Source organism: Vreelandella venusta, assembly GCF_015689495.1.
Lineage (GTDB): Bacteria > Pseudomonadota > Gammaproteobacteria > Pseudomonadales > Halomonadaceae > Vreelandella > Vreelandella venusta.
The window spans coordinates 3,295,311-3,315,145 of the sequence record NZ_CP065135.1 but is presented as its reverse complement, the minus strand read 5'-3'; the positions used below and the strand labels follow the sequence as shown (position 1 = coordinate 3,315,145).

16 protein-coding genes are annotated in these 19,835 nt (G+C 51.5%); 6 read left to right on the top strand and 10 right to left on the bottom strand.

The genetic code is table 11. From position 1 onward, the window contains the following. The first annotated feature begins 2 nt into the window (after nucleotides 1-2). Nucleotides 3-719 (top strand): monofunctional biosynthetic peptidoglycan transglycosylase, encoded by a 717-nt coding sequence (mtgA, locus tag IR195_RS15545; protein WP_206048019.1) that lies wholly within the window; start codon nucleotides 3-5, stop codon nucleotides 717-719. Between the two features lie 4 nt (nucleotides 720-723). On the opposite strand, the gene IR195_RS15540 is transcribed toward mtgA, so the two are convergent. Beyond that, nucleotides 724-1,623: a DMT family transporter gene (locus IR195_RS15540; RefSeq protein ID WP_423250115.1), complete on the bottom strand. Its 900-nt coding sequence runs from the start codon at nucleotides 1,621-1,623 to the stop codon at nucleotides 724-726. Between the two features lie 181 nt (nucleotides 1,624-1,804). Between IR195_RS15540 and IR195_RS15535 the strand changes: the two genes are divergently transcribed. The 3 genes from IR195_RS15535 to IR195_RS15525 all read left to right on the top strand — a co-directional run bounded on the left by IR195_RS15535 (nucleotide 1,805) and on the right by IR195_RS15525 (nucleotide 5,068). Then, nucleotides 1,805-2,194, top strand: coding sequence for a DUF4168 domain-containing protein (locus tag IR195_RS15535; RefSeq protein ID WP_125750808.1), 390 nt, complete (start codon nucleotides 1,805-1,807; stop codon nucleotides 2,192-2,194). Nucleotides 2,195-2,430: 236 nt separating this feature from the next. Beyond that, entirely contained in the window at nucleotides 2,431-4,341 is a 1,911-nt protein-coding gene (locus IR195_RS15530) for a DUF294 nucleotidyltransferase-like domain-containing protein (RefSeq protein WP_125750805.1), read from the top strand. A 1-nt stretch (nucleotide 4,342) separates the two neighbouring features. Beyond that, nucleotides 4,343-5,068: a 3'-5' exonuclease gene (locus IR195_RS15525; RefSeq protein WP_125750802.1), complete on the top strand. Its 726-nt coding sequence runs from the start codon at nucleotides 4,343-4,345 to the stop codon at nucleotides 5,066-5,068. Nucleotides 5,069-5,144: 76 nt separating this feature from the next. On the opposite strand, the gene IR195_RS15520 is transcribed toward IR195_RS15525, so the two are convergent. From IR195_RS15520 to IR195_RS15505, 4 genes are all read right to left on the bottom strand, one after another. After that, entirely contained in the window at nucleotides 5,145-6,785 is a 1,641-nt protein-coding gene (locus IR195_RS15520) for a BCCT family transporter (protein ID WP_206048017.1), read from the bottom strand. 259 nt (nucleotides 6,786-7,044) lie between these two features. Then, nucleotides 7,045-7,917, bottom strand: coding sequence for a glycine betaine ABC transporter substrate-binding protein (locus IR195_RS15515; RefSeq protein ID WP_125750795.1), 873 nt, complete (start codon nucleotides 7,915-7,917; stop codon nucleotides 7,045-7,047). Nucleotides 7,918-8,108: 191 nt separating this feature from the next. Next, on the bottom strand, nucleotides 8,109-8,945 hold the full coding sequence (locus tag IR195_RS15510; protein WP_125750792.1) for an ABC transporter permease: 837 nt from the start codon (nucleotides 8,943-8,945) through the stop codon (nucleotides 8,109-8,111). Beyond that, nucleotides 8,945-10,147 (bottom strand): quaternary amine ABC transporter ATP-binding protein, encoded by a 1,203-nt coding sequence (locus IR195_RS15505; RefSeq protein WP_206048016.1) that lies wholly within the window; start codon nucleotides 10,145-10,147, stop codon nucleotides 8,945-8,947. The genes IR195_RS15510 and IR195_RS15505 overlap by 1 nt, the downstream gene beginning before the upstream one ends. A gap of 376 nt (nucleotides 10,148-10,523) precedes the next feature. Between IR195_RS15505 and IR195_RS15500 the strand changes: the two genes are divergently transcribed. After that, nucleotides 10,524-10,985 (top strand): hypothetical protein, encoded by a 462-nt coding sequence (locus IR195_RS15500; RefSeq protein ID WP_206048015.1) that lies wholly within the window; start codon nucleotides 10,524-10,526, stop codon nucleotides 10,983-10,985. A gap of 506 nt (nucleotides 10,986-11,491) precedes the next feature. Here IR195_RS15500 and IR195_RS15495 read toward each other — a convergent pair. The 5 genes from IR195_RS15495 to IR195_RS15475 all read right to left on the bottom strand — a co-directional run bounded on the left by IR195_RS15495 (nucleotide 11,492) and on the right by IR195_RS15475 (nucleotide 17,657). Next, a complete protein-coding gene (locus IR195_RS15495) occupies nucleotides 11,492-12,892 on the bottom strand; it encodes a sigma-54-dependent transcriptional regulator (protein WP_125750783.1) in 1,401 nt (466 codons plus the stop codon). Nucleotides 12,893-12,903: 11 nt separating this feature from the next. Continuing rightward, nucleotides 12,904-14,349, bottom strand: coding sequence for a sensor histidine kinase (locus IR195_RS15490; protein ID WP_125750780.1), 1,446 nt, complete (start codon nucleotides 14,347-14,349; stop codon nucleotides 12,904-12,906). A gap of 129 nt (nucleotides 14,350-14,478) precedes the next feature. Then, nucleotides 14,479-15,657 (bottom strand): PQQ-dependent sugar dehydrogenase, encoded by a 1,179-nt coding sequence (locus IR195_RS15485; protein WP_206048014.1) that lies wholly within the window; start codon nucleotides 15,655-15,657, stop codon nucleotides 14,479-14,481. Between the two features lie 131 nt (nucleotides 15,658-15,788). After that, entirely contained in the window at nucleotides 15,789-16,664 is an 876-nt protein-coding gene (locus IR195_RS15480) for an AEC family transporter (RefSeq protein WP_146941875.1), read from the bottom strand. Between the two features lie 69 nt (nucleotides 16,665-16,733). Beyond that, a complete protein-coding gene (locus IR195_RS15475; protein ID WP_125750770.1) occupies nucleotides 16,734-17,657 on the bottom strand; it encodes a LysR family transcriptional regulator in 924 nt (307 codons plus the stop codon). A 190-nt stretch (nucleotides 17,658-17,847) separates the two neighbouring features. Between IR195_RS15475 and IR195_RS15470 the strand changes: the two genes are divergently transcribed. Continuing rightward, nucleotides 17,848-19,806, top strand: a complete 1,959-nt coding sequence (locus IR195_RS15470) for a ligand-gated channel protein (RefSeq protein ID WP_125750767.1) — start codon at nucleotides 17,848-17,850, stop codon at nucleotides 19,804-19,806. Nucleotides 19,807-19,835: the final 29 nt, after the last annotated feature.

Genomic DNA, 19,835 nt, shown 5'->3' with positions numbered 1-19,835 from the left:
AAATGCTTAATCGCGCGTTGCGCCGTTTTCTTGGTTTGATATGGCGTCTTGCTTGGCGTGGCGCGCTGGCTTTTGTTGTCTTCTCAATTGCACTGGTTTTACTCTTCCGGTTTGTGCCACCTCCTGGCTCAATGGTCATGGTAGAGCGCAAAATACAAAGCTGGATAAACAGCGAGCCTATTGATATTCAACGCCAATGGAGAAGCTGGGAACACCTATCCAGCAATGCCAAGTTGGCGGTGATAGCGGCTGAAGACCAGCGCTTTCCTCAGCATAGTGGGTTTGATTTAGTTGAGTTGAAACGCGCCCTGAAGGCTAGTCTCGATGGTGAGCGGTTGCGAGGGGCCAGCACGCTCAGCCAGCAAACCGCCAAAAATGTTTTTTTATGGAGCGACCGTAGCTGGGCCCGAAAGGGGCTAGAAGTATGGTTTACACTGCTGATTGAAACGCTGTGGAGCAAACAGCGCATACTGGAAGTGTATTTAAACGTCGCTGAGTGGGATACCGGAGTATTTGGGCTAGAAGCCGCGGCAGGGCACTATTTTGGTGCTTCTGGCAGTGCCTTGACCGAACGGAAAGCAAGCCTGCTCGCGGCGATTCTTCCGAGTCCGCGTACCCGCAGCGCATCACGCCCGGATGCCCAGGTAGAGCGCCGCAGCCAGTGGATTCTTCAGCAAATGCGTAATCTAGGTGGTGTCAGGTACTTGGAGCGCTTGTAGTGCTTTAAGTCTCTTTTGTGAGGCTAGGTTTGCGTACCACCATGACCACCCCCGCAATGGCAATGACCATACCTGCCAGTCCGAGCAGGGGTAAGCGTTCGTCGAACAGCCACCATGCTTGTAGCGCAGTCACCGGTGGCACCAGATAAAACAGACTGGCAACGCGGGATGCTTCGCCCTTTTTAATCAGCATCATTAATAGCAGGATGGCGGCGATAGACAGAATAAGCACTAGCCAGCCAAGAGTGAGCAAGAACGTTATGCTCCATTCGACTTGGCGGGTTTCAAACAGCAGTGCTCCCATGCCTAGCAGCATGCCTGCCGCTATATATTGAATAACCGCCCCGGAAAGCAGTGGCATGCTGGTGCAGTAGCGTTTTTGATAAAGTGTCCCCAGTGAAATCCCCACTAGCGCGGCCATTACGCTAGCCAGTGCGCCTAGGCCAAATCCAGCAAAAAGTGAGGTGCCGAACTCTAGCTTGCTGCCCAATACTAGACAAATACCCACTAGGCCAAGCAGCAGCCCCAGCCACTGGCGGGAGGTTAAGCGCTCTCCCAAAAGGGGGCCCGCACAGGCTGCTGTTAATAGTGGCTGTAGGCCCACCAATAGCGCTGCCAGTCCAGCAGGCATGCCTAAGTAGATACCGTAAAAAACCCCACCTAAATACGTGCCGTGTACCAAAAGCCCTGAAACGCCTATATTCAGCCACAGTGCTGGCGATGAAGGCCATGCAATGCGCATTAGCCACGTCAGTGGCACAAGCAGCATAAGGGTGAGCACGAAACGAACAAACAAAAAGGTAAAAGGTTCTGCGTAGGGCAGACCAAATTTTGCGCCAATGAACCCCGTGCTCCAGAGCAAAACAAATAATCCTGGCATGGCGGCAAGGCCTAAAGAAGCCATGTTTACATTTTTTAAACTATTGATAGTGTTGAACATAGTTCCTCGGCGTGGGTCCTTTTTGCTTGGTTCTGTGTTACTTAAATGTTTTTCCTGTTACTAACTTTTACATAAAAAGTTGAACCTGTGCTTGAACAACGCGTCACAGCTGCACATTCATAACGCGTCAATGAGGTTTCTTACTATGCAACGTATGACTGCTCTGTTCTCTGCTGCTCTTCTTGCTACTGGTCTGCTGGCTGGCACCGCACATGCACAGCAAGCCGAAGAATCCGCTCAGGATACGATGGCTACCCAGCAAGCGCCTGTTCAGGATTTCTCTGATGAGCAGCTACAGCAGTTCGCCGATGCTTCTCAAGAAATCGCCGTGATCTCGCAAGAGTACACACAGCGTCTGCAGGAAGCAGAAGATGAAAACGCCCAACAGGAAGTTCGCGCTGAAGCCAACGACCGCATGATCGAGGTTGTTGAAGATAGCGGTCTAGATGTTGATACCTTTAATGCCATTGGCCAGTCAATCCAGCAAGATCCTGAAATGATGCAGCGTGTTCAGGAAATGGCCAACCAGTCATAATCAGCCAGTCATAATTAGTTCCAGTAAGTAACATAGAGGATAGTGACAGATTTTCCTTAACCTGCGAAGTATTCTGTCCGCCTACTGAAAGTCTGTTACTGCACAAAGCCCAGCGTATTTCGCTGGGTTTTTTGCGTTTGTTAACGCTCAATTGTGATCGAAGGGTTTACGCTACAGGCTATCCAAGACAAACTTCATCTATTGATGATGCTGCCGCGCCAAGTGCAGGAGATCGCATGGATGTTGAACTGTTAGAAATACGTCAGCATATGGGGCAGTTCCCCCCGTTTGATGGCTTATCGGATGTATTGCTAGACGCCATAGCTGAGCAAGTAGAAGTGCGCTATTTCAAAACCGGTAGCGACATTTTAGAGCTCAACGATACGCTTGATAAGCTGTGTTTTATCCGTAGCGGTGCAGTGGAAGTCTATCGTCGTCAGGGCGAGCTATATAACCGCTTGGGCGAGGGGGATATTTTTGGCCACTTTAGCCTGCTTCGAAACTATAAAGTACGTTTTCCTGCCAAAGCGATTGAAGATACGCTGATTTACTTTATTCCCAACGCTGTCTTTCAGCGGCTTTGCGAAGAAGACGATGATTTTGCTGACTTTGTTGAGCTAGAGCGTCCTCGTTTAGAAACTGCCGCAGAGCAGCAGAAAAAATCTAACGACATGATGGTCACGCGGATACGCAAATTGGTAACGCGTTATCCTGTCATGGTTGAATCCACTACTACCGTCCAGCAAGCTGCCAAACAGGTGAGTGAGGCACAGGCGTCGGCCGTATTGGTCATTAATGAAGGCGGTAATAACCCTCGCTACAGCTTTCAGGATAGCGAAGGCAAAACTTGGCAAATGTGTGGCATTTTGACGGATAGTGACTTTCGTACCCGCGTGGTAGCTGAGGGGCTATCCGCGCAAACGGTTATTGGAGAAGTGGTTTCCGAACGGTTGATTACTATCCAGTCGGATGCGTCGGTTTACGAAGCCATGCTGACGATGCTGCGCAACAATGTTCACCACTTACCGGTACTTTACCGCCAGCGTCCGGTTGGGGTTGTCCACCTCTCCGATATTATTCGTTACGAGACGCAAAGTGGGCTGTACTTAGTAAGCAATATTTTCAATCAGTCCAGCGCACAGGGGTTGGCAAAACTTGCTCCAGATGTACGCGCAGCCTTTGTAAGAATGGTGCAAGAAGGGGCTAATTCACAAATGGTGGGGAGTGCCCTGTCGACCATTGGGCGTAGTTTTACTCGGCGACTGCTAGAGCTTGCTGAAGAAGCGCTGGGGCCACCGCCGGTGCCTTACTGCTTTATGGTGAATGGCTCTATGGCACGCAATGAGCAAAGTATCGTCACCGACCAGGATAATGCACTAATCTTGTCAGACGATTTCAATCCCGACGAGCATGACGACTACTTCCACGCATTAGCGGCCTTTGTCAGCGATGGCTTAGATGCCTGCGGTTATACCTACTGCAAAGGCGATGTGATGGCGACTAATCGCCAGTGGCGCCAGCCGTTGCATGTTTGGAAGCGTTATTTCCTAGATTGGATGGCAAATCCAACCCCTGAGAGGCTCCTGCATAGTTCGATCTTTTTCGATCTAGACAGCATTTACGGCGAGGACCATTTTGTTGAAGCGCTTCAGGATTTGATTGCCCAAACGGCACCGCAATCGCCGCTATTTTTGGCAGCCATGGCCCGTAACGCATTGAATCGAACGCCGCCGCTTGGGTTTTTCCGCACCTTTGTGATGGAAAAGGATGGCAAGCATAACAACTCCATCAACCTAAAACGGCGTGGTACTGCCCCCATGGTTGACCTTATTCGGGTGCATGCGTTGGCCTGTGGATCTAAAGCGCAAAACTCGTTCCAACGCTTAAATGACATTAGCAATACCCAGCTACTGGCGACGGGGGTAAGCGATAAGCTTAGTTACGCATTTGAGTTTTTGTGTATGTCACGGATTCGCCATCAAGTGATAGACCTGCAGGAAGACCGTTTCCCCGATAACAATATCGAGCCGGAGAATGTTGAGGATAGCGAGCGCCATACGCTTAAAGATGCTTTCCAGGCACTCAACAACGCACAAAAATTTTTGAAATTCCGCTATCCAGTACCCACTCAGCGGCAGGGGCGATAACATGCATGGAATCCGGCCCCGCCAAAAAGTAGTCCAAGCTAACTGGATAGGCTATATGGCTGAGCGTGCCGAAAAGGCTCATGATGGCTCGCTTAGGGAATTTTTTGCCACGCCGCTACCCAGCCCGGACACACCTATCGCGCAAGTGCCGATGGCGGCGCTAGATATGGAAACAACGGGGTTGGACGAGCGGCGCCACGCGATTATCAGTATTGGCGTGGTGCCTTTCACACTGGATCGCATTCCGCTTGCTCAACGTCGCTACTGGGTAGTGAAACCCTCCCGCCCCTTAGATGAGGCATCCATTGCTTACCATCACATCACTCATTCTGAAATCGCCACTGCTCCAGACTTTGATGCCGTGCTGGATGAGCTATTAGCAGTGCTGGCTGGGCGACTGGTGGTGGTGCATTTTCGCAACATCGAACGTCCGTTTCTCGATGCTGCCGTAAAAGCACGACGGGGAGAAGGGGTGATGTTCCCGATGATCGATACGATGTCACTTGAAGCGCGCATGCATCGACAAACGTTATGGGCACGGTTTCGCCGTTGGCTAGGGCGTCCGCCGGTTTCGATTCGTCTACATGCCAGTCGTGAACGCTATGGTTTGCCCGCCTATCAAGGGCACCACGCGCTGGTTGATGCGCTGGCGACAGCAGAGCTGTTGCAAGCACAGATCAGCTATCACTACACGCCGGAAACGCAGTTGAAAGATATTTGGGTTTGAGCAGCGCAACGTTACGTAACGCAAACGGGCAGCCCTTTGGCTGCCCGTTTGTGGTTTAGTGCAAGGATGATTCACATCATACCGCTTTAGGTTCGCTCATCAGACCTTTGATAATGGCATAACATGCCACTAGCAAGATGATGGTGAACGGAAAGCCGGTAGAAACTGCCATGGTTTGCAGTGCAGTCAAACCACCGCCGAGCAGCAACGCAATGGCGATAGCCCCTTCGATAATCGCCCAGAATACGCGCTGAGGCTTCGGTGCATCTACCTTGCCGCCTGCGGTAATGGAGTCGATAACCAGCGAACCTGAGTCAGAAGAGGTCACAAAGAAAATAATGACCAGTAGAATCGCAATGAAGGAAGTAATTTGTGACAGCGGTAGCTGCTCAAGCATGATGAACAGTTGCAGATCTACACCAGCGTCGCGTACCGCTTCAATGCCTTGGCTAACGTACTGATCAATGGCGGTGCCGCCAAAGGTAGTCATCCATAGTACCGATACCACCGAGGGTACAATCAGTACCGAGACTAAGAATTCACGCACGGTACGGCCACGGGAAACGCGAGCGATAAACATACCGACGTAAGGAGACCAGGAGATCCACCAAGCCCAGTAGAAGGCAGTCCAGCCTTGGCTAAAGTTGGCATCTTCACGGCCAAACGGATTCGACAGAGCCGGCAGATTAGCAGCGTAGCTAATTAGGTTCTCAAAGAAACCTGTCGCAATGAGCAGGGTTGGGCCAACGGCAATAACGAAGAAAAGCAGCAGTGCCGCCATGGCGATGTTGATTTTTGAAAGCAGCTGAACGCCTTTATCGACACCGGCTGTAATCGACCCGATAGCGATAATCGTGATGCCGATGATGAGCAGAATCATCGTAATATCGCTTTCTGGTGCGCCAAACAGGTAGGTTAACCCTGCCGCCGCTTGTGTTGCCCCCAAACCAAGCGATGTCGCTAAGCCAAATAGCGTGGCAAAGACCGCCAGAATATCGATTAGATGCCCCGGCCAGCCCCAGACGCGCTCACCCAGGATTGGGTAGAATACCGAGCGCATAGACAGCGGTAGCCCTTTGTTAAACGAAAACAAGGCAAGTGACAGTGCTACTACTGCGTAAATTGCCCAGGGATGAAGGCCCCAGTGAAAGATAGTCGCTGCCATACCCAGTGCAGCTGCGCCTTCGGCATCGCCCTCAGCGCCCGCTAACGGTGCCCAGCTACCCCCATCAAAGGACGTACCAAAGTGAGTCAATGGCTCGTTAACGCCAAAGAACATCAGGCCGATACCCATGCCCGCAGCAAACAGCATTGAAAACCAGCCCACATAGGTAAAGTCGGGCTTTGCATCAGCGCCGCCGATGCGGATTTTACCGAGTGGCGAAATAATTAGCCCCAGACACAAAATAACGAAAATATTGGCGGCAAGGATAAAGAACCACGCCAAATTACCGGTCAAGAAACTAAAAATAGCGTCATACACCGGTGCGATAGTGTCTTGTAGGGCCAGGGTTAAAACGACAAACAGTAGAACCACAATCGATGAGATGGTGAATACCTTGCCATGTAGATCAAGGTTCACACCCATCGTGGTGGTGGTAATGTTGTCTTGACCGATAACGTAATCGGTATCTATTAGGTTGGCTGGGCCATCAGGGGCGGGTATGCCGTCTGATACCGGCTCGGTTGGGGAGTGTTTCGAGTCAGGTTTATCCACTTTAGCCTCTCCATGTTAAACAAAAACGGCTATGCATTCGAGGAGTACTATGTTTTGACATCAACATCGTTATGTCATCAACATCTCACTCCTAGCAGGCATTAGCTGGCGGGCGTACCATCCGTACAATAGCAAATGTTGCTTAAGCTTTATTCAACGGGCTACACACAGTCATAAAATTAGCTTTTGCCAAAGCGATATTCACGCTGACAACAGAGAGCCGCAGCCCTCTGTTGTCCCTATCGCCAGACTGGTGGCATTAACCATTAAGCCACTGCTCGACTACATCTTGATTATCTTCAACCCACTGCTTGGCATTTTCGTAGGGGTCGCTGCCATCTTCCTGGTTCATCAGCATAACCTCACCCATCTGCTCGGGCGTCCACTCGAAGGCATCAAGGATGGCGTAGGCTTCTGGCATGTCATCTTTTAGACCTTGGCGCACCACAGTGTGAATCTGCTCAGCACCGCCATAGACATTTTCCGGATCTTCGAGGTATTTCAGATCGAAGCGGGCAAACATCCAGTGTGGTGTCCAGCCAGTGACCACGACATCCTCTTCATTGTTAATCGCGCTTGAAAGTGCTGCGGTCATAGTGGCACCGCTACCGCTACGCAGACGCAGCCCAAGGTCATAGGTATCCACGACCTCTTCAGTAAGAGCCATCAGGCCCGCACCAGGGTCAATACCGATGATCTCGCCGTTAAAGCTGTCGGCGTTGTCGTTTAGGTCGGCAATAGAATCAGTCTCAGTATAAGCTGGTACGACCAGTCCCAGTTTGGTGCCATCCAAGTTCATACCGAGATCTTCAATATTGTCACCCACACGCTCCATGTAGTCAGCGTGAGTCGTGGGTAACCAAGCAGCGACGATAGCATCGGCGTCGCCAGTCGAAAGAGCCTGGAACATGGCGGCGGCAGAAAGCGACGTTAGCTCAACATCGAAGCCAGCCTGCTCTAATACGGCAGCCACTACGTTGGTAGAAGCTACTTCAGACGACCACTCAACATAGGCAAGGTTTACGGTGCCCTGGTCGTCGGCGTGGGCCAGACTTCCAGCGGCAACGCCAGTGCCTGCAATAAGGGCCAATGAGGCTAGGCGGATACGGTGATTCAACGTACGAGTTTTCATTCACTTGCTCCTTGGGAAATAGTCGTGGGCTTTATCAAATAGGGCGATAAAGCGCCACAACCGTAGTAAACAGATTCTCAAATGCATTTTTTGGATTTGAATGCACGACCAGCATGCGTATGCAAAAAGAGTGAATCAAGAAGAGCCGTAATCGCAGTACCATTGCCGCTGCACGACTTTTCTAGTTTGATTCACTGTGAGCGGCGTGTTTTGCGCAATGATTGAGTCAAGCGGTCAAGTAACATAGCCAGAATGACCACGGCGATACCTGCTTCAAAGCCATCGCCAGGACGTAGCCGCTGAATAGCACGCCACACTTCGCTACCCAGACCATCTGCACCAATCATGGCGGCGATAACCACCATCGAAAGTGCCAGCATAATGGTCTGATTGATACCCGCCATCACCGTTGGTAGTGAAAGCGGAAGCTGAACTTTAAAAAGTTTTTGGCTACGCGTCGCTCCATAGGCGTCGGCGGCCTCAATTAGCTCAACCGGTACCTGGCGGATACCTAACGTTGTGAAGCGAATTGCCGGCGGCATCGAGAAAATTACCGTTGCAAAAATGGCGGATACAGAGCCGATGCCGAAAAACGGAATGGCTGGTATCAGGTAAACAAAGGCAGGCATGGTCTGCATAAAATCTAGTATTGGCATGATTAATCGGTACAGCCGATTAGATAATGCCGCCGCAATACCGACGGGCAATGCGATAACCACAGCAACCAGGGTTGCGAAAACCACCAGGGTGAGCGTCTCAATCATCGGGTTCCAGAGACCCAGATTCCAAATCAAGGCCAGCCCGGCTAATGAGCCAATCGCTAAGCGAGCACCCGCGAGCTTCCAGCAGAGTAGGGTGATTAACCCGAGTAGCGCCCACTCAGGTAGCCACATCAAGCTGTCGTTTAAAACATCAATGCCGGTTTGAGTAAAGCGTGAAATTGCCCGGGTGACGGCTGAATATTCGCTGGTCAACCAGGTCAGGCCGCTTTCGATCCAATCGCCAAGGGGGATGCTTGGAATATCCATTACTGTTCTCCTGCCCGTGCTAATTCATCCAGTACTGCGCCCTTTACAACAACACCTAGCAACCGCTGTTGCTCGTCAATAACGGCGATGGGAAAGCTTTTATCGCTAAACATAGCGAACAGGTTTTGCAGGGGTTCTTCAGGGGGGACTTTGCGGAAGTCTTGGGTCAGGTGATCAGTAATAGTATCTGACTTGGCATCAATCGCCTTGCTCGCCGCCTCGGCCTCGAGCAGGCCTATTAGGCGTCGGTCACGATCAGTGACATAAATTGAGTCAATACTGTGGTCACGCATGCGATGCAGCGCCGTGCGCGGGCCGTCGCTGTCGCGGGCGGTAGAGCGCACGGGGCGCATGGCGCTTTCGGCGGTTAATACACGCGAACGATCAACACCTTCGATAAAGCGGCGCACATAGTCATCAGCAGGTTGGGTTAATATTTCTTCCGGGGTACCAATCTGTACGACTTCGCCATCTTTAAGCAGCACAATGCGATCACCAATATTGAGCGCTTCATCTAAATCATGGGTGATGAAGACAGTTGTTTTCTGCATTTTAGATTGCAGTTGCAACAGCTCCTGCTGCATATCCTTGCGGATTAAAGGATCCAGTGCTGAAAAGGCTTCATCCATTAATAGCACGGTAGAATCATTTGCCAAGGCGCGGGCTAGGCCGACACGCTGCTGCATACCGCCAGAAAGCTGATTCGGATAGGCCTCTTCCCAGCCATCTAGTCCCACTTGGGTTAGCGCGCTTTGAGCAATTTGCTGACGCTCAGCTTTATCGACACCGCGTATTTCGAGCCCGAACTCAGCGTTTTGGCGTACAGTGCGGTGTGGGAATAACGCAAAGTTTTGAAAAACCATAGAAAAATGACGGCGACGACACTCTAACAGCGCCTTTTCGCTTAACGTGGGAATATTCTCGTCATCAATGATTATTTCGCCTTCAGTGGTATCAATCAGGCGGTTCAGGCAGCGGATTAACGTTGACTTGCCAGAACCCGAAAGTCCCATAATAACGAGAAGTTCGCCTTCATAGACATCGAATGAGATGTTTGAAAGACCTAATGTTTGACCGGTTTTTTCAAGAATTTCAGGGCGTTTTAAACCTTGGTCACGAAGCTCAAGGGCTTTTTTCGGCTGCTTGCCAAATACCTTGCTTAAGCCGCGAACCTGAATTTTTACAGGGCGTTTCTCGTCCATCAGCAATGCCTTTTGCGTGAATGAGCAGCCTTGTGTCGTTGCTCAGCTCGCTTTCCAGTACCCGATGGCTTTCCCTGCAAACAGCGACACAAAACGGTTCATAATTAGAATTTAAGCTTTTACTTGGTTATTTATTAATATTTATTATACATAAGTGAACAGGGTGTGTCACAACGCCTCCTCCGCTAAGCGTCAAAAGGTGTCACATGTGTCATTTTTAACCCAAAGTAACAATTTGCTGGGCATGAAATTAATATGCTGTTTTTTATAAGAATTTGATTTTTAAAATAAAATTACATTTTTTTGATTTTTGGTATGAGCTATGCAGCAGGTTAAGTAGTAAATCGATATTTTGGCTAAAAGGGAGGTAAGCCTAATGGATAAACAAGTTACCAAACGCCCCCGCGTTCTTACATTGTGTATGTTAGCAGCCACCGTTAGCACATTAGCCCTTGCAGGTTGTGGTAACGATGATGAGCCAGTGCCGCCTGCCGAACAGCCAGAAACGATGGAGCAAGATGCGACTTCTTCTATTGAACAGGCAACTGATGAAGGTAAAGCTACTGCGTCGGATCCTGTGATGGATGGTGAGCCTGCAGCATCAGACAGCTCAGCCATGGGCGATCCTGGGCTAAGCGATGATGCAACGGCATCACAAGAGCCTATGCCCGGTGAAGAGTCTATGCCCGGCGAAGAATCGATGCCTAGTGAAGGGTCTATGCCCGATGAAGAGGCTAGTAACCCAGTAGACCCTGAAGAAAACCCAGGATTTGGTGAAGGTACTGACCCGATGCCAGGTGCTGATGATAATGACGACGAGATGAATAGCAGCCAGTAATCGTTAACGCTCCCTACGATGATAAGCCGACCCAGCTGTCTGTTCCCTGCGGCTGCTCCACACGGTTTATCATTCTTTTCCCCCCGCGCCCGCGGGGGTTTTTTATGGCAGTGACTATATCGTCTGAAAGACTAAGTTTGAAAGGCTAAGCTGGAAAGCCATCTTTAGAAAGAGATTATCCAACTCAGCCTCTCCACCTCAGCCCTCCGATCCGCCCTCGTCATTCCCGCATGCCCTTAGCGGGAATCCATGCTGATCTGGAATTTCGGGCTGCTGCAGGCCAAGGTCGAGGTGGATTCCCGATAACCCCGCTCGGGAATGACTGCGAGGTGACTCGGGAGTGCGTGCGGTACACGCTTTGCTATACGGAACTAGGTGGTAATGCCAGTCAGCCTTAACTGACTGACATTACCCAGCGTGTGCCCATGTTTGGCATGTTGTGTATAGCCTGTCGGCATATACGCACAGCCGGTCTCTCTGGTGAGTAGCCAGCAAATTGCGTTAATTTATTCCTCGTTATCTTCCAAACGACGATAAAGTGTTCGGCGAGCTATACCCAGCACTTCAGCCGTGCGCCGTTTATTGCCGCCAGTGGCCTCTAACACTTTGCGTATATAGCGCTTTTCAACTTCTTCCAGGCTGGGCCAGCGGGTCGGGGCGGGGGCTGGAAGCTGAGTGCCAGGTAATACTTCACCGGTAAGCGTCGGCGTTATTGCCGAGCCGCTATGTTGGCTAGCCTGTTCGCGTAAGCGCTCTGGTAAATCCTGGTGCTGCAATATGCCTTCTTCGCTCAGTGTTACGGCTCGCATAATGGCATTTTCCAGCTCGCGTACGTTGCCGGGGTAGGTGTAGTTCAACAGACTATTGAGCGCTTCGGGCTCGATTTGTTCAATCTGCTTACTTTGCGCTTCGGCGTGTTTGTCGATTAACGCAAATACAAGGTGCTCTATGTCGGTGCCACGCTCACGTAGTGGCGGAATGCGCAGCGAGAACGTCTCAAGGCGATAGAACAAGTCACTACGAAAGTTTTCTTGCTCGATCTCTTTTTCAAGATTGCGATGGGTTGCGGCAATGATACGGACATCTACCGGCTCCTCACGCTCGCCACCAACGGGTCGCACGGTCTTTTCTTGCAGCGCACGCAGCAATTTGGCTTGAAGATTGACCGGCATTTCACCAATCTCATCCAAAAACAGACTGCCACCTTGAGCGCTATGAAACAGACCGCGGCGTGCTTCGTTAGCCCCGGTAAATGCTCCTTTTACATGACCAAAAAACTCACTTTCCATTAGATCGGCAGGAATACTGGCGCAGTTAACGGGCACAAAGGGTGCTTCGTGGCGTTTGCTTTCTTGATGAATAGCGCGGGCCAGCAGCTCTTTACCGGTACCGCTTTCGCCTAGAATCAAAATAGGCGCATCGCTTTTAGCCAGCCGAGAGGCATCATGAAACAGCGACTGCATGGCTGAGCTTTTTCCGACAATACCGTGAAACTGGCTCAATTCAGTCTCGCGGGAGAGCGACAAGCGCTGGCGCTCTAGGACACGAAAAACTGCCTCGCGAATGGCATCTAAGTCCAATGGTTTCGTTAGGAAGTCATCGGCACCTAACTTTAGTGCCTCGACGGCTTGGTCAATGGTGCCAAAGGCCGTGATGACAATAATGCCCAGCTCGCTACCGCTTTGACGCAGCTGCTGAAGTAGCTGAATGCCGGTCATTCCTGGAAGACGTACATCCGTAATCATCATAGCCACAGCTGTATGGCTGAGCAGCGCCAAGGCGTCTTCAGCACTGGGAACGCCTAGGGTGTCATAGCCCGCGTCGTTGAGTTCTTCTTCTAATAACTCACGTATAGCGGCGTCATCTTCCACTACCAATAAAGGTAAAAGGTGTTCCTGATGGGTCACAAACGTTTTCCTCAAGCGGCTGCGGTTTCACTAAGGGGGAGCGTAATCTCGAATCCAGCGCCGCCAAGGCCGCTATCAAATACGCCAATTGTCCCGCCGTGGTCGTTAATTATGCGATGCACCATGGAGAGCCCTAAGCCACTGCCTTGGCCCACCGGTTTCGTCGTAAAGAAAGGATCAAATACTTGCTGATGATGCGACGCTGGAATGCCAGGCCCATCATCTTCAACCCAAAGCGTTAGCTCCTCACTGTATTGTTTGGCACTAAGGCGTATACAGCTAACGTCTGGTGCTTGCGCTGCGTTGCGTAATAGATTGGTGAGTACCTGTACGATTTGCTGCCCATTGACTAATAAATGGGGGGTAGGAGAGGGAAGATCAATATCCAAATGAATATTTCGTGGCTCCAACTCCTCTTCTACGAGCTCACTGGCACTCAGGATAAGCTGATCCAACGCTTGCGTATCTTTGTCTACGTTATGCTGTCTGCCCAGTTCCATTAACTGGCGGACAATTTGGACAATTCTTTCGACTTCTCCTCGGATACGGCCTAATCGAGCACGTTCGTCATCGCCAATGATGTCCCTGCGGGCTAAGCGCTGGGCTTGACCATTGATGACGGTTAATGGGGCGCCAATTTCATGGGCGACACCAGCCGCCAAAACGCCTAATTCAGCCAGCTTTTTAGATTTTCGTAGGCGCTTCTCTAGTTCGATTTCGCGCTGCCGACGGGCATCAATATCGCGATCTTTTTCTGCCATAGCATCGAGCATGCCGTTTAAGCCTGATGCTAAGCGGCGATATTCAGTCGGGCCATCTTCGGTAGCCCGCTGACTGCGATCACCATCTTCCACCAGCAACATCACGTGCAAAAGACGATTGAGTGGCCGTTCTATATAGTGCCTAAAGCCCCACCAAATGCTAAAAACAATACCGGCCGCTCCGATCACAAATACCAGCACTGCCACAATACTGATAAAACCTGTGTAGTTTTCGATGCCGGTATTAAGCCGGTTAACTTGCAGAACACCTTTCACCGTGCCGTTTTGCGCCCTCAGCGGAATCAATGCTGAGTAGTACGTCCAGCCTTCCTGCTGGCGGTAATTGCTGTACAGGTCATCTTGTTTGATAACCTGCTGAATTTCATCCGGCGAAAATAGGTCCTTGCCCAGACCTAGGCCATAAACCTCCCGGCCTTGGGTGTCGAACACATAAGCACCATAGATACGATGGAATGAAAAAGCGGATTGCAGCGCTTCTCCTAGTGGGGTGTCGCTATCACGAGTAACGGCGTAACTCAGTGATGTGCCCAATGCACGGGTGATAATCTCAACTTCGGTTTGCAGCTTGGAACGCACGTTATCTTCTAGCGACTTGATAGCCACTAGGCTAAAAACCACTAGAACGACAAACAGTGGCACGATAACCGTCAAAATAATTAAATTACGTAGTCGCATCAGGCATCCGTAATGAGTATCGGCTGTTCAGCGCAGAACAGCATTGGCAGCGTGCACAGACAGTATAAATAAATAGACAGTATCAATAGACAGTATAAAGAGTCGCGGTTCAGATAACGTTAATGTAGGTTAATCCGCCACCCTTAAACGATAAAGGCCGCCCTGACCACCATCGGTTAGCAGGTAAATGGCCTCGTTAGGACCTTGGCGCACATCGCGAATGCGCCCAATGTGGCCATCCAGAATGACCTCTTCATCCACCACGTTGCCGTTTTCCAATTGCAGGCGCAGCAATGTTTCGCTAGCTAAACCGCCGGCTAATAGCTGCCCCTGCCAGTCTCCAAACGCGCTGCTGGTGACTTCGGTAAGGCCCGAAGGCGCAAATCGGCCTTCAAAGCGGTAAACCGAGTCAACCATACCGGGCTTCGATTCGACGCCAATCGGCTCATTTGTCCGGTAGTCATTGCCCAGGCTAACCTCAGGCCAGCCATAATTGCTGCCTGCCTTGATGTGATTAAGCTCATCGCCTGTGCGCGGGCCATGTTCGGTCGCCCAGGGTTCACCATTGCTAAGTACCGTCAGCCCTTGGATATTACGATTGCCCATGGAGTAAATTTCATCCAAGGTGCTATCAGTACCCACAAATGGGTTATCGTCGGGTACGCCGCCGGTATCCGTTAGCCGCAGTGTTGAGCCTGCATGATCATCGCTTGCCTGGGCACGGGATGGGGTAGCGCCGCGGTCTCCAATACTCATTAATAGCGTGCCGTCTGCTAGCCACGCCATACGCGAGCCGTAATGACGGCCGGGGGACGAGGCGCGATCCTGTTCAAAAAGGTGCTCGACCTCACCGAGTGAATTCCCTTGCCACTTAACCCGTGACAGTGCTGAGCGACTGTTATTGCCGTCTGGTTTGCTCCAGGTGAAATAAATCCAGTCATGTTCACCGTCACCAAAGGAAGGATGCAAGGTGATATCGAGAAGTCCACCTTGCCCCTGGTGGCTAACCGTGGGCAGTCCTTCGAGCGTTTGCTGGTTACCTTCGTGATCCACTAAGACGAGTTGACCGCGGCGTTCGCTGACTAAAAAGCGCCCATCAGGCAAAAAAGCCACTGCCCAAGGGGCGTTCAAACCACTCGCCACACGTTCAAGTGACAAAGTCATTTGCTCGGTTTCGATCGCGTCGTGAAGCATTTCTGCTCGGGCATTGCTAACCGGGTCCGCCAGCATTAGCCCGCCAATAGCTGCCAGAAACCAACGCTGAGAAGGCGTCGTTAGCCCTATCTGGCGTTCCTGTGCTTGGTGCATCACGTTCACTCCTGTGGTCGGGGCTTTCGATGATCATATTGCATGTCTAGCAATGACTGCTTAAAGCGAGCGGGGTTCCCTGTGTCGCTATATATGCGGCGGGCTAAATCAGGTGGGGTAGGCCAAAGAGACTACATCAGAAATGCCAGCAGTATCGGTAAATACACCAGAGCAAGCAGCGTCGAGCAAAACACGAGGCTGGCGACATACGCCGGTTCGCGCTGGGCACGCTGGGCGAACAAGTAGTTAAACACGGCGACAGGCATGCACATTTGTAGCACCAGAATGCTTTGTGCCAGTGGGGGCAGGCCAACCCAACTTGCAATTAGCCACGCTGTCCCCGCAGCAAGGGGAATACGTACTAGGCTAAAACCGATGCCAGAACGCAGGCTTTTTACTTGGATGCTGGCTAGAGAAACACCAAGCGTTATCAACATCAGCGGTACGGTGAAGCCAGACATTAAATCGACCGTATTGGCCAGCCATGGGGGTAGCGATGTGTCGGTTAGCAGTAGCGCCATCGAAATTAAAATGGCGTAGACGGTGGGCGTTTTCAGCAGCGTTTTAGTCGGGCTTGCGTTGCTATTGAGAACCGCCCCTAAAGTGAACTGAAAGAGCGAGACCGTCACCATCACCGTAATGCCATAGGCAAACCCTGCGCTGCCAAAGGCATACAGAACGACGGGGAGTCCCATATTGCCGGTGTTGGGATACATCATCGGGGCGAGTAATACGCGCCAACTACGGCGCAATAGTTTGGCGACCACAAAGCTCGCTGCACCCATGGTCAGTATCACAATAGCCGTGGCAAACATCACCTGCCCAAAGCTATTGGCATCAATATTAGCCCCAGAAAGTGAGGCAAGCACCAGCGCGGGTGTGCCGATGTTAAACACCAAACGAGTAATGAAATCGACGGGGTAGGGATGCCCTAAGCGTACCCATAGATATCCCAGCCCAGCACCGGCGAGTACCGGAGCCATCACGGCAAAAAGTTCGGCGAGCATTACCATTCCTTGACGATGATTAGCGGCTCATTGTCGTTAATTAGGCCGCTAACTGGCAAGGCGAATTGGTTATTCAGCGTTAGCGGTGGCGTGGTTGGTTTGCCAGGCAGCCGGAACTTGCTCGCGTAAAAACTCGAGCAGTGCGTTAACTCGGCGCGAATGGTGGCCATAAGCGTACAACATGGTGATGGGCAGCGGGGCGGGTTCCCAGCCGTGCAAGCAGCTGACTAAATCACCGGGATGATGCTTCTCGCGTTTTTCAACCACCCAGTGGGGCAGCAACCCAATGCCTTGGCCATAAGCAATGGCATCGATTTGAAGCACCGTTAGATCAACGCGCAGCCGTGAACGGGGCGCATTAAACAGAAAGTCGTCGTGATGAGCATGGTGGAACAGCAAGCCACTAGAAGCGCTATCGAGTAAATCAATCCACGCGTGTGATTCAAGCTCGCTTGGATGCTGAGGGTAGCCAGCGTTGGCAAGGTAGCTGGGGTTGGCATAAAGGCCGCGAGTCAAGTGTCCTAAACGCTCCTGATTGAGACCGCACTCGTGCGTTGGTCCTAGCCAGATGTGCACACTGTTGCTGTGCATTTTAGTAGGTGGAGATTCTCGCGTGTGGAGGGTTAATTCCACCTTGGGATAGCGAGTGAGAAACGCATCAACGACGCCTGCCATCCAACCTCGTGCTAATGCCCCGTGAACTTCCAGTGTTACTTTTCCGCTGATTTCCTCACGCAGTTCTGCCAGCGCTTCTTGGCTATGTGCCGCCATCGCTAGCAGTTCTGTGCAGTAGTTATGAAACAGCAGACCCGCTTCCGTAGGAATCAGTCGATTGGCTTGCCGCCTAAGCAGAGGCTGGCCCAATCTTGCTTCTAACTGGCTAATGCGGCGGCTCAGCGTCGATTTAGCAAGTCCTAGCTTTTGTGCGCTGCGCGTTAGGCTGCCGCTAGTCATCACATCGGCAAAGGCGGCGAGTTCATCAAAATCGTACATGGTCGGGCCATTAGGCAACAGTTGAAGCGCTATTGTGCCATTTAATGATGTTAATGAAAATAATTGGCATTTGTGTTCCGGATGGCTGAACGTACTGTGCGACCTCTTTGTGTAAGAATTATGCAAAAATACGAATGTTAATGATTCGTATTTGATCGCAAGTGCTCTTTCACACTAAAGGAACCCTGCTATGTCTACTCGTTTGCGTCGCACGCTATTGGCCGGTGCCATCTCTTCATTGGCCAGTAGTGCCGTGTTGGCACAAGAAACACCTCGGCTAGATGATGTTGTGGTTACCGCATCGGGGTTTGAACAGCAAATTTCCAGTGCGCCTGCTTCTATTAGCGTTATTTCTCGGGAAGAGCTTGAGCGTGGCCACTATCAAAATGTCACCGACGCGCTGCGTGACGTGCCGGGTGTGATTGTTACCGGCGGCGGCGCAGGTGACCGTGGCAATGATATTTCAATTCGTGGCATGCCTTCCCAGTACACTTTGATTTTGGTCGATGGGCGTCCGCAAAACTCTCGGGAATCACGCCCGAATGGCAGCGCTGGATTCGAGCAGGACTGGCTCCCACCACTCCAAGCGATTGAGCGTATTGAAGTAGTGCGTGGGCCAATGTCGACGCTCTACGGCTCAGACGCTATCGGTGGGGTGATCAACGTAATTACCCGCAAGGTGGCCGATGAGTGGCACGGCAATGTACAGCTCGACACGGTGCTACAAGAAAACAGCAATTCTGGAGACAGCCGCCAAGCGAATTTCTACCTAAGCGGGCCGTTAGTGGGTGACCGGTTAGGTCTGCAGGTTTATGGACGTGCCTCAGAGCGGGATGAAGATGATATTTTGAACGGCTACGAAGAGAAAAGCCTGCAAAGTCTGACCGCACGGCTAAACTTCGCCGCTAACGATAATCACGACTTCACCGCCGAAGCTGGCGTTACCGAACAGGATCGTTACTCACGGGTAGGGCGGTCTGGTGCTGCTGAAGGGTGTCGAGGTGGTTGCACCGATAGTATCGGCGAATACACCAACACTCACGTTGCGGTTACCCATAGTGGCCGCTTTGACTGGGGCACCAGCGAGACCTTTGTACAGCGTGAGCGTAGCGATAACAAATCCCGCGATATTGAAATTACCAATACTACCGCTAAAACCAGTGCAGTGATCCCACTAGGCATGCACCTAGTGACTGTTGGCGCGAGCTACGAAGAAGAGTCGCTGAACGATACCACCACCAACCGAATATCTGACCGGACCGAAATCGAAAATAGCCAACGGGCGCTATTTGTAGAAGATGAGTGGATGTTGACCGACACCTGGGCGTTGACCGGTGGTTTACGCGTTGATGACGACGATAACTTCGGCAGTCACGTCAGCCCGCGCCTGTACAGCGTTTGGAATGCAACACCGGACTGGACCCTTAAAGGAGGCGTTTCAACCGGTTATCGCTCGCCAAGCCTACGTGAAATCACTCCCGATTGGGGGCAGGTCAGCCGTGGTGGCAATATTTACGGTAACCCGGACCTTAAACCTGAAACGTCGCTTAACAAAGAGATTGCACTGCTCTACGCCAATGATGCCGGTCTAAGCGGCAGCTTGACGCTGTTCCACAACGACTTTGAAGACAAGATTACGCGTATTGCTTGCCCTGTCGATATCTGTACCGATGGCCCTAATGATTTTGGCAGTGATCCTACTTATCGCGTCAACGTGGATGAAGCGATTACGCAAGGGGTAGAAGCCAGCCTGGCAGCGCCGTTGACAGATGCAGTGTCGTTAACGGCTAGCTATACCTTCACTGACTCCGAACAGAAAAGTGGTCAATATGCTGGTGAGCCTTTGACGCAGCTACCACGCCATCAGGTCTCGGCTACACTCGACTGGCAGGTCAACTCGCGACTCAGCCAGTGGACCAAAGTGAGCTACCGTGGCGAAGAGAGCCAGCCCACCACCGGGCCGTCGCAAAGCTCCATCGTCGCGCCATCCTACACCTTTGTGGATGCAGGAATGGGTTACAAGCTCAACGATAGCACCACGGTGAATGCGGGTATCTACAACCTATTTGATGAGCGCATTACTTACGAAGAGTACGGCTACGTAGACGATGGACGCCGTGTTTGGTTGGGGCTGAACGTCGCGTTCTAGCCCCGGTTTTGCCAAGCGATTAAACGTTG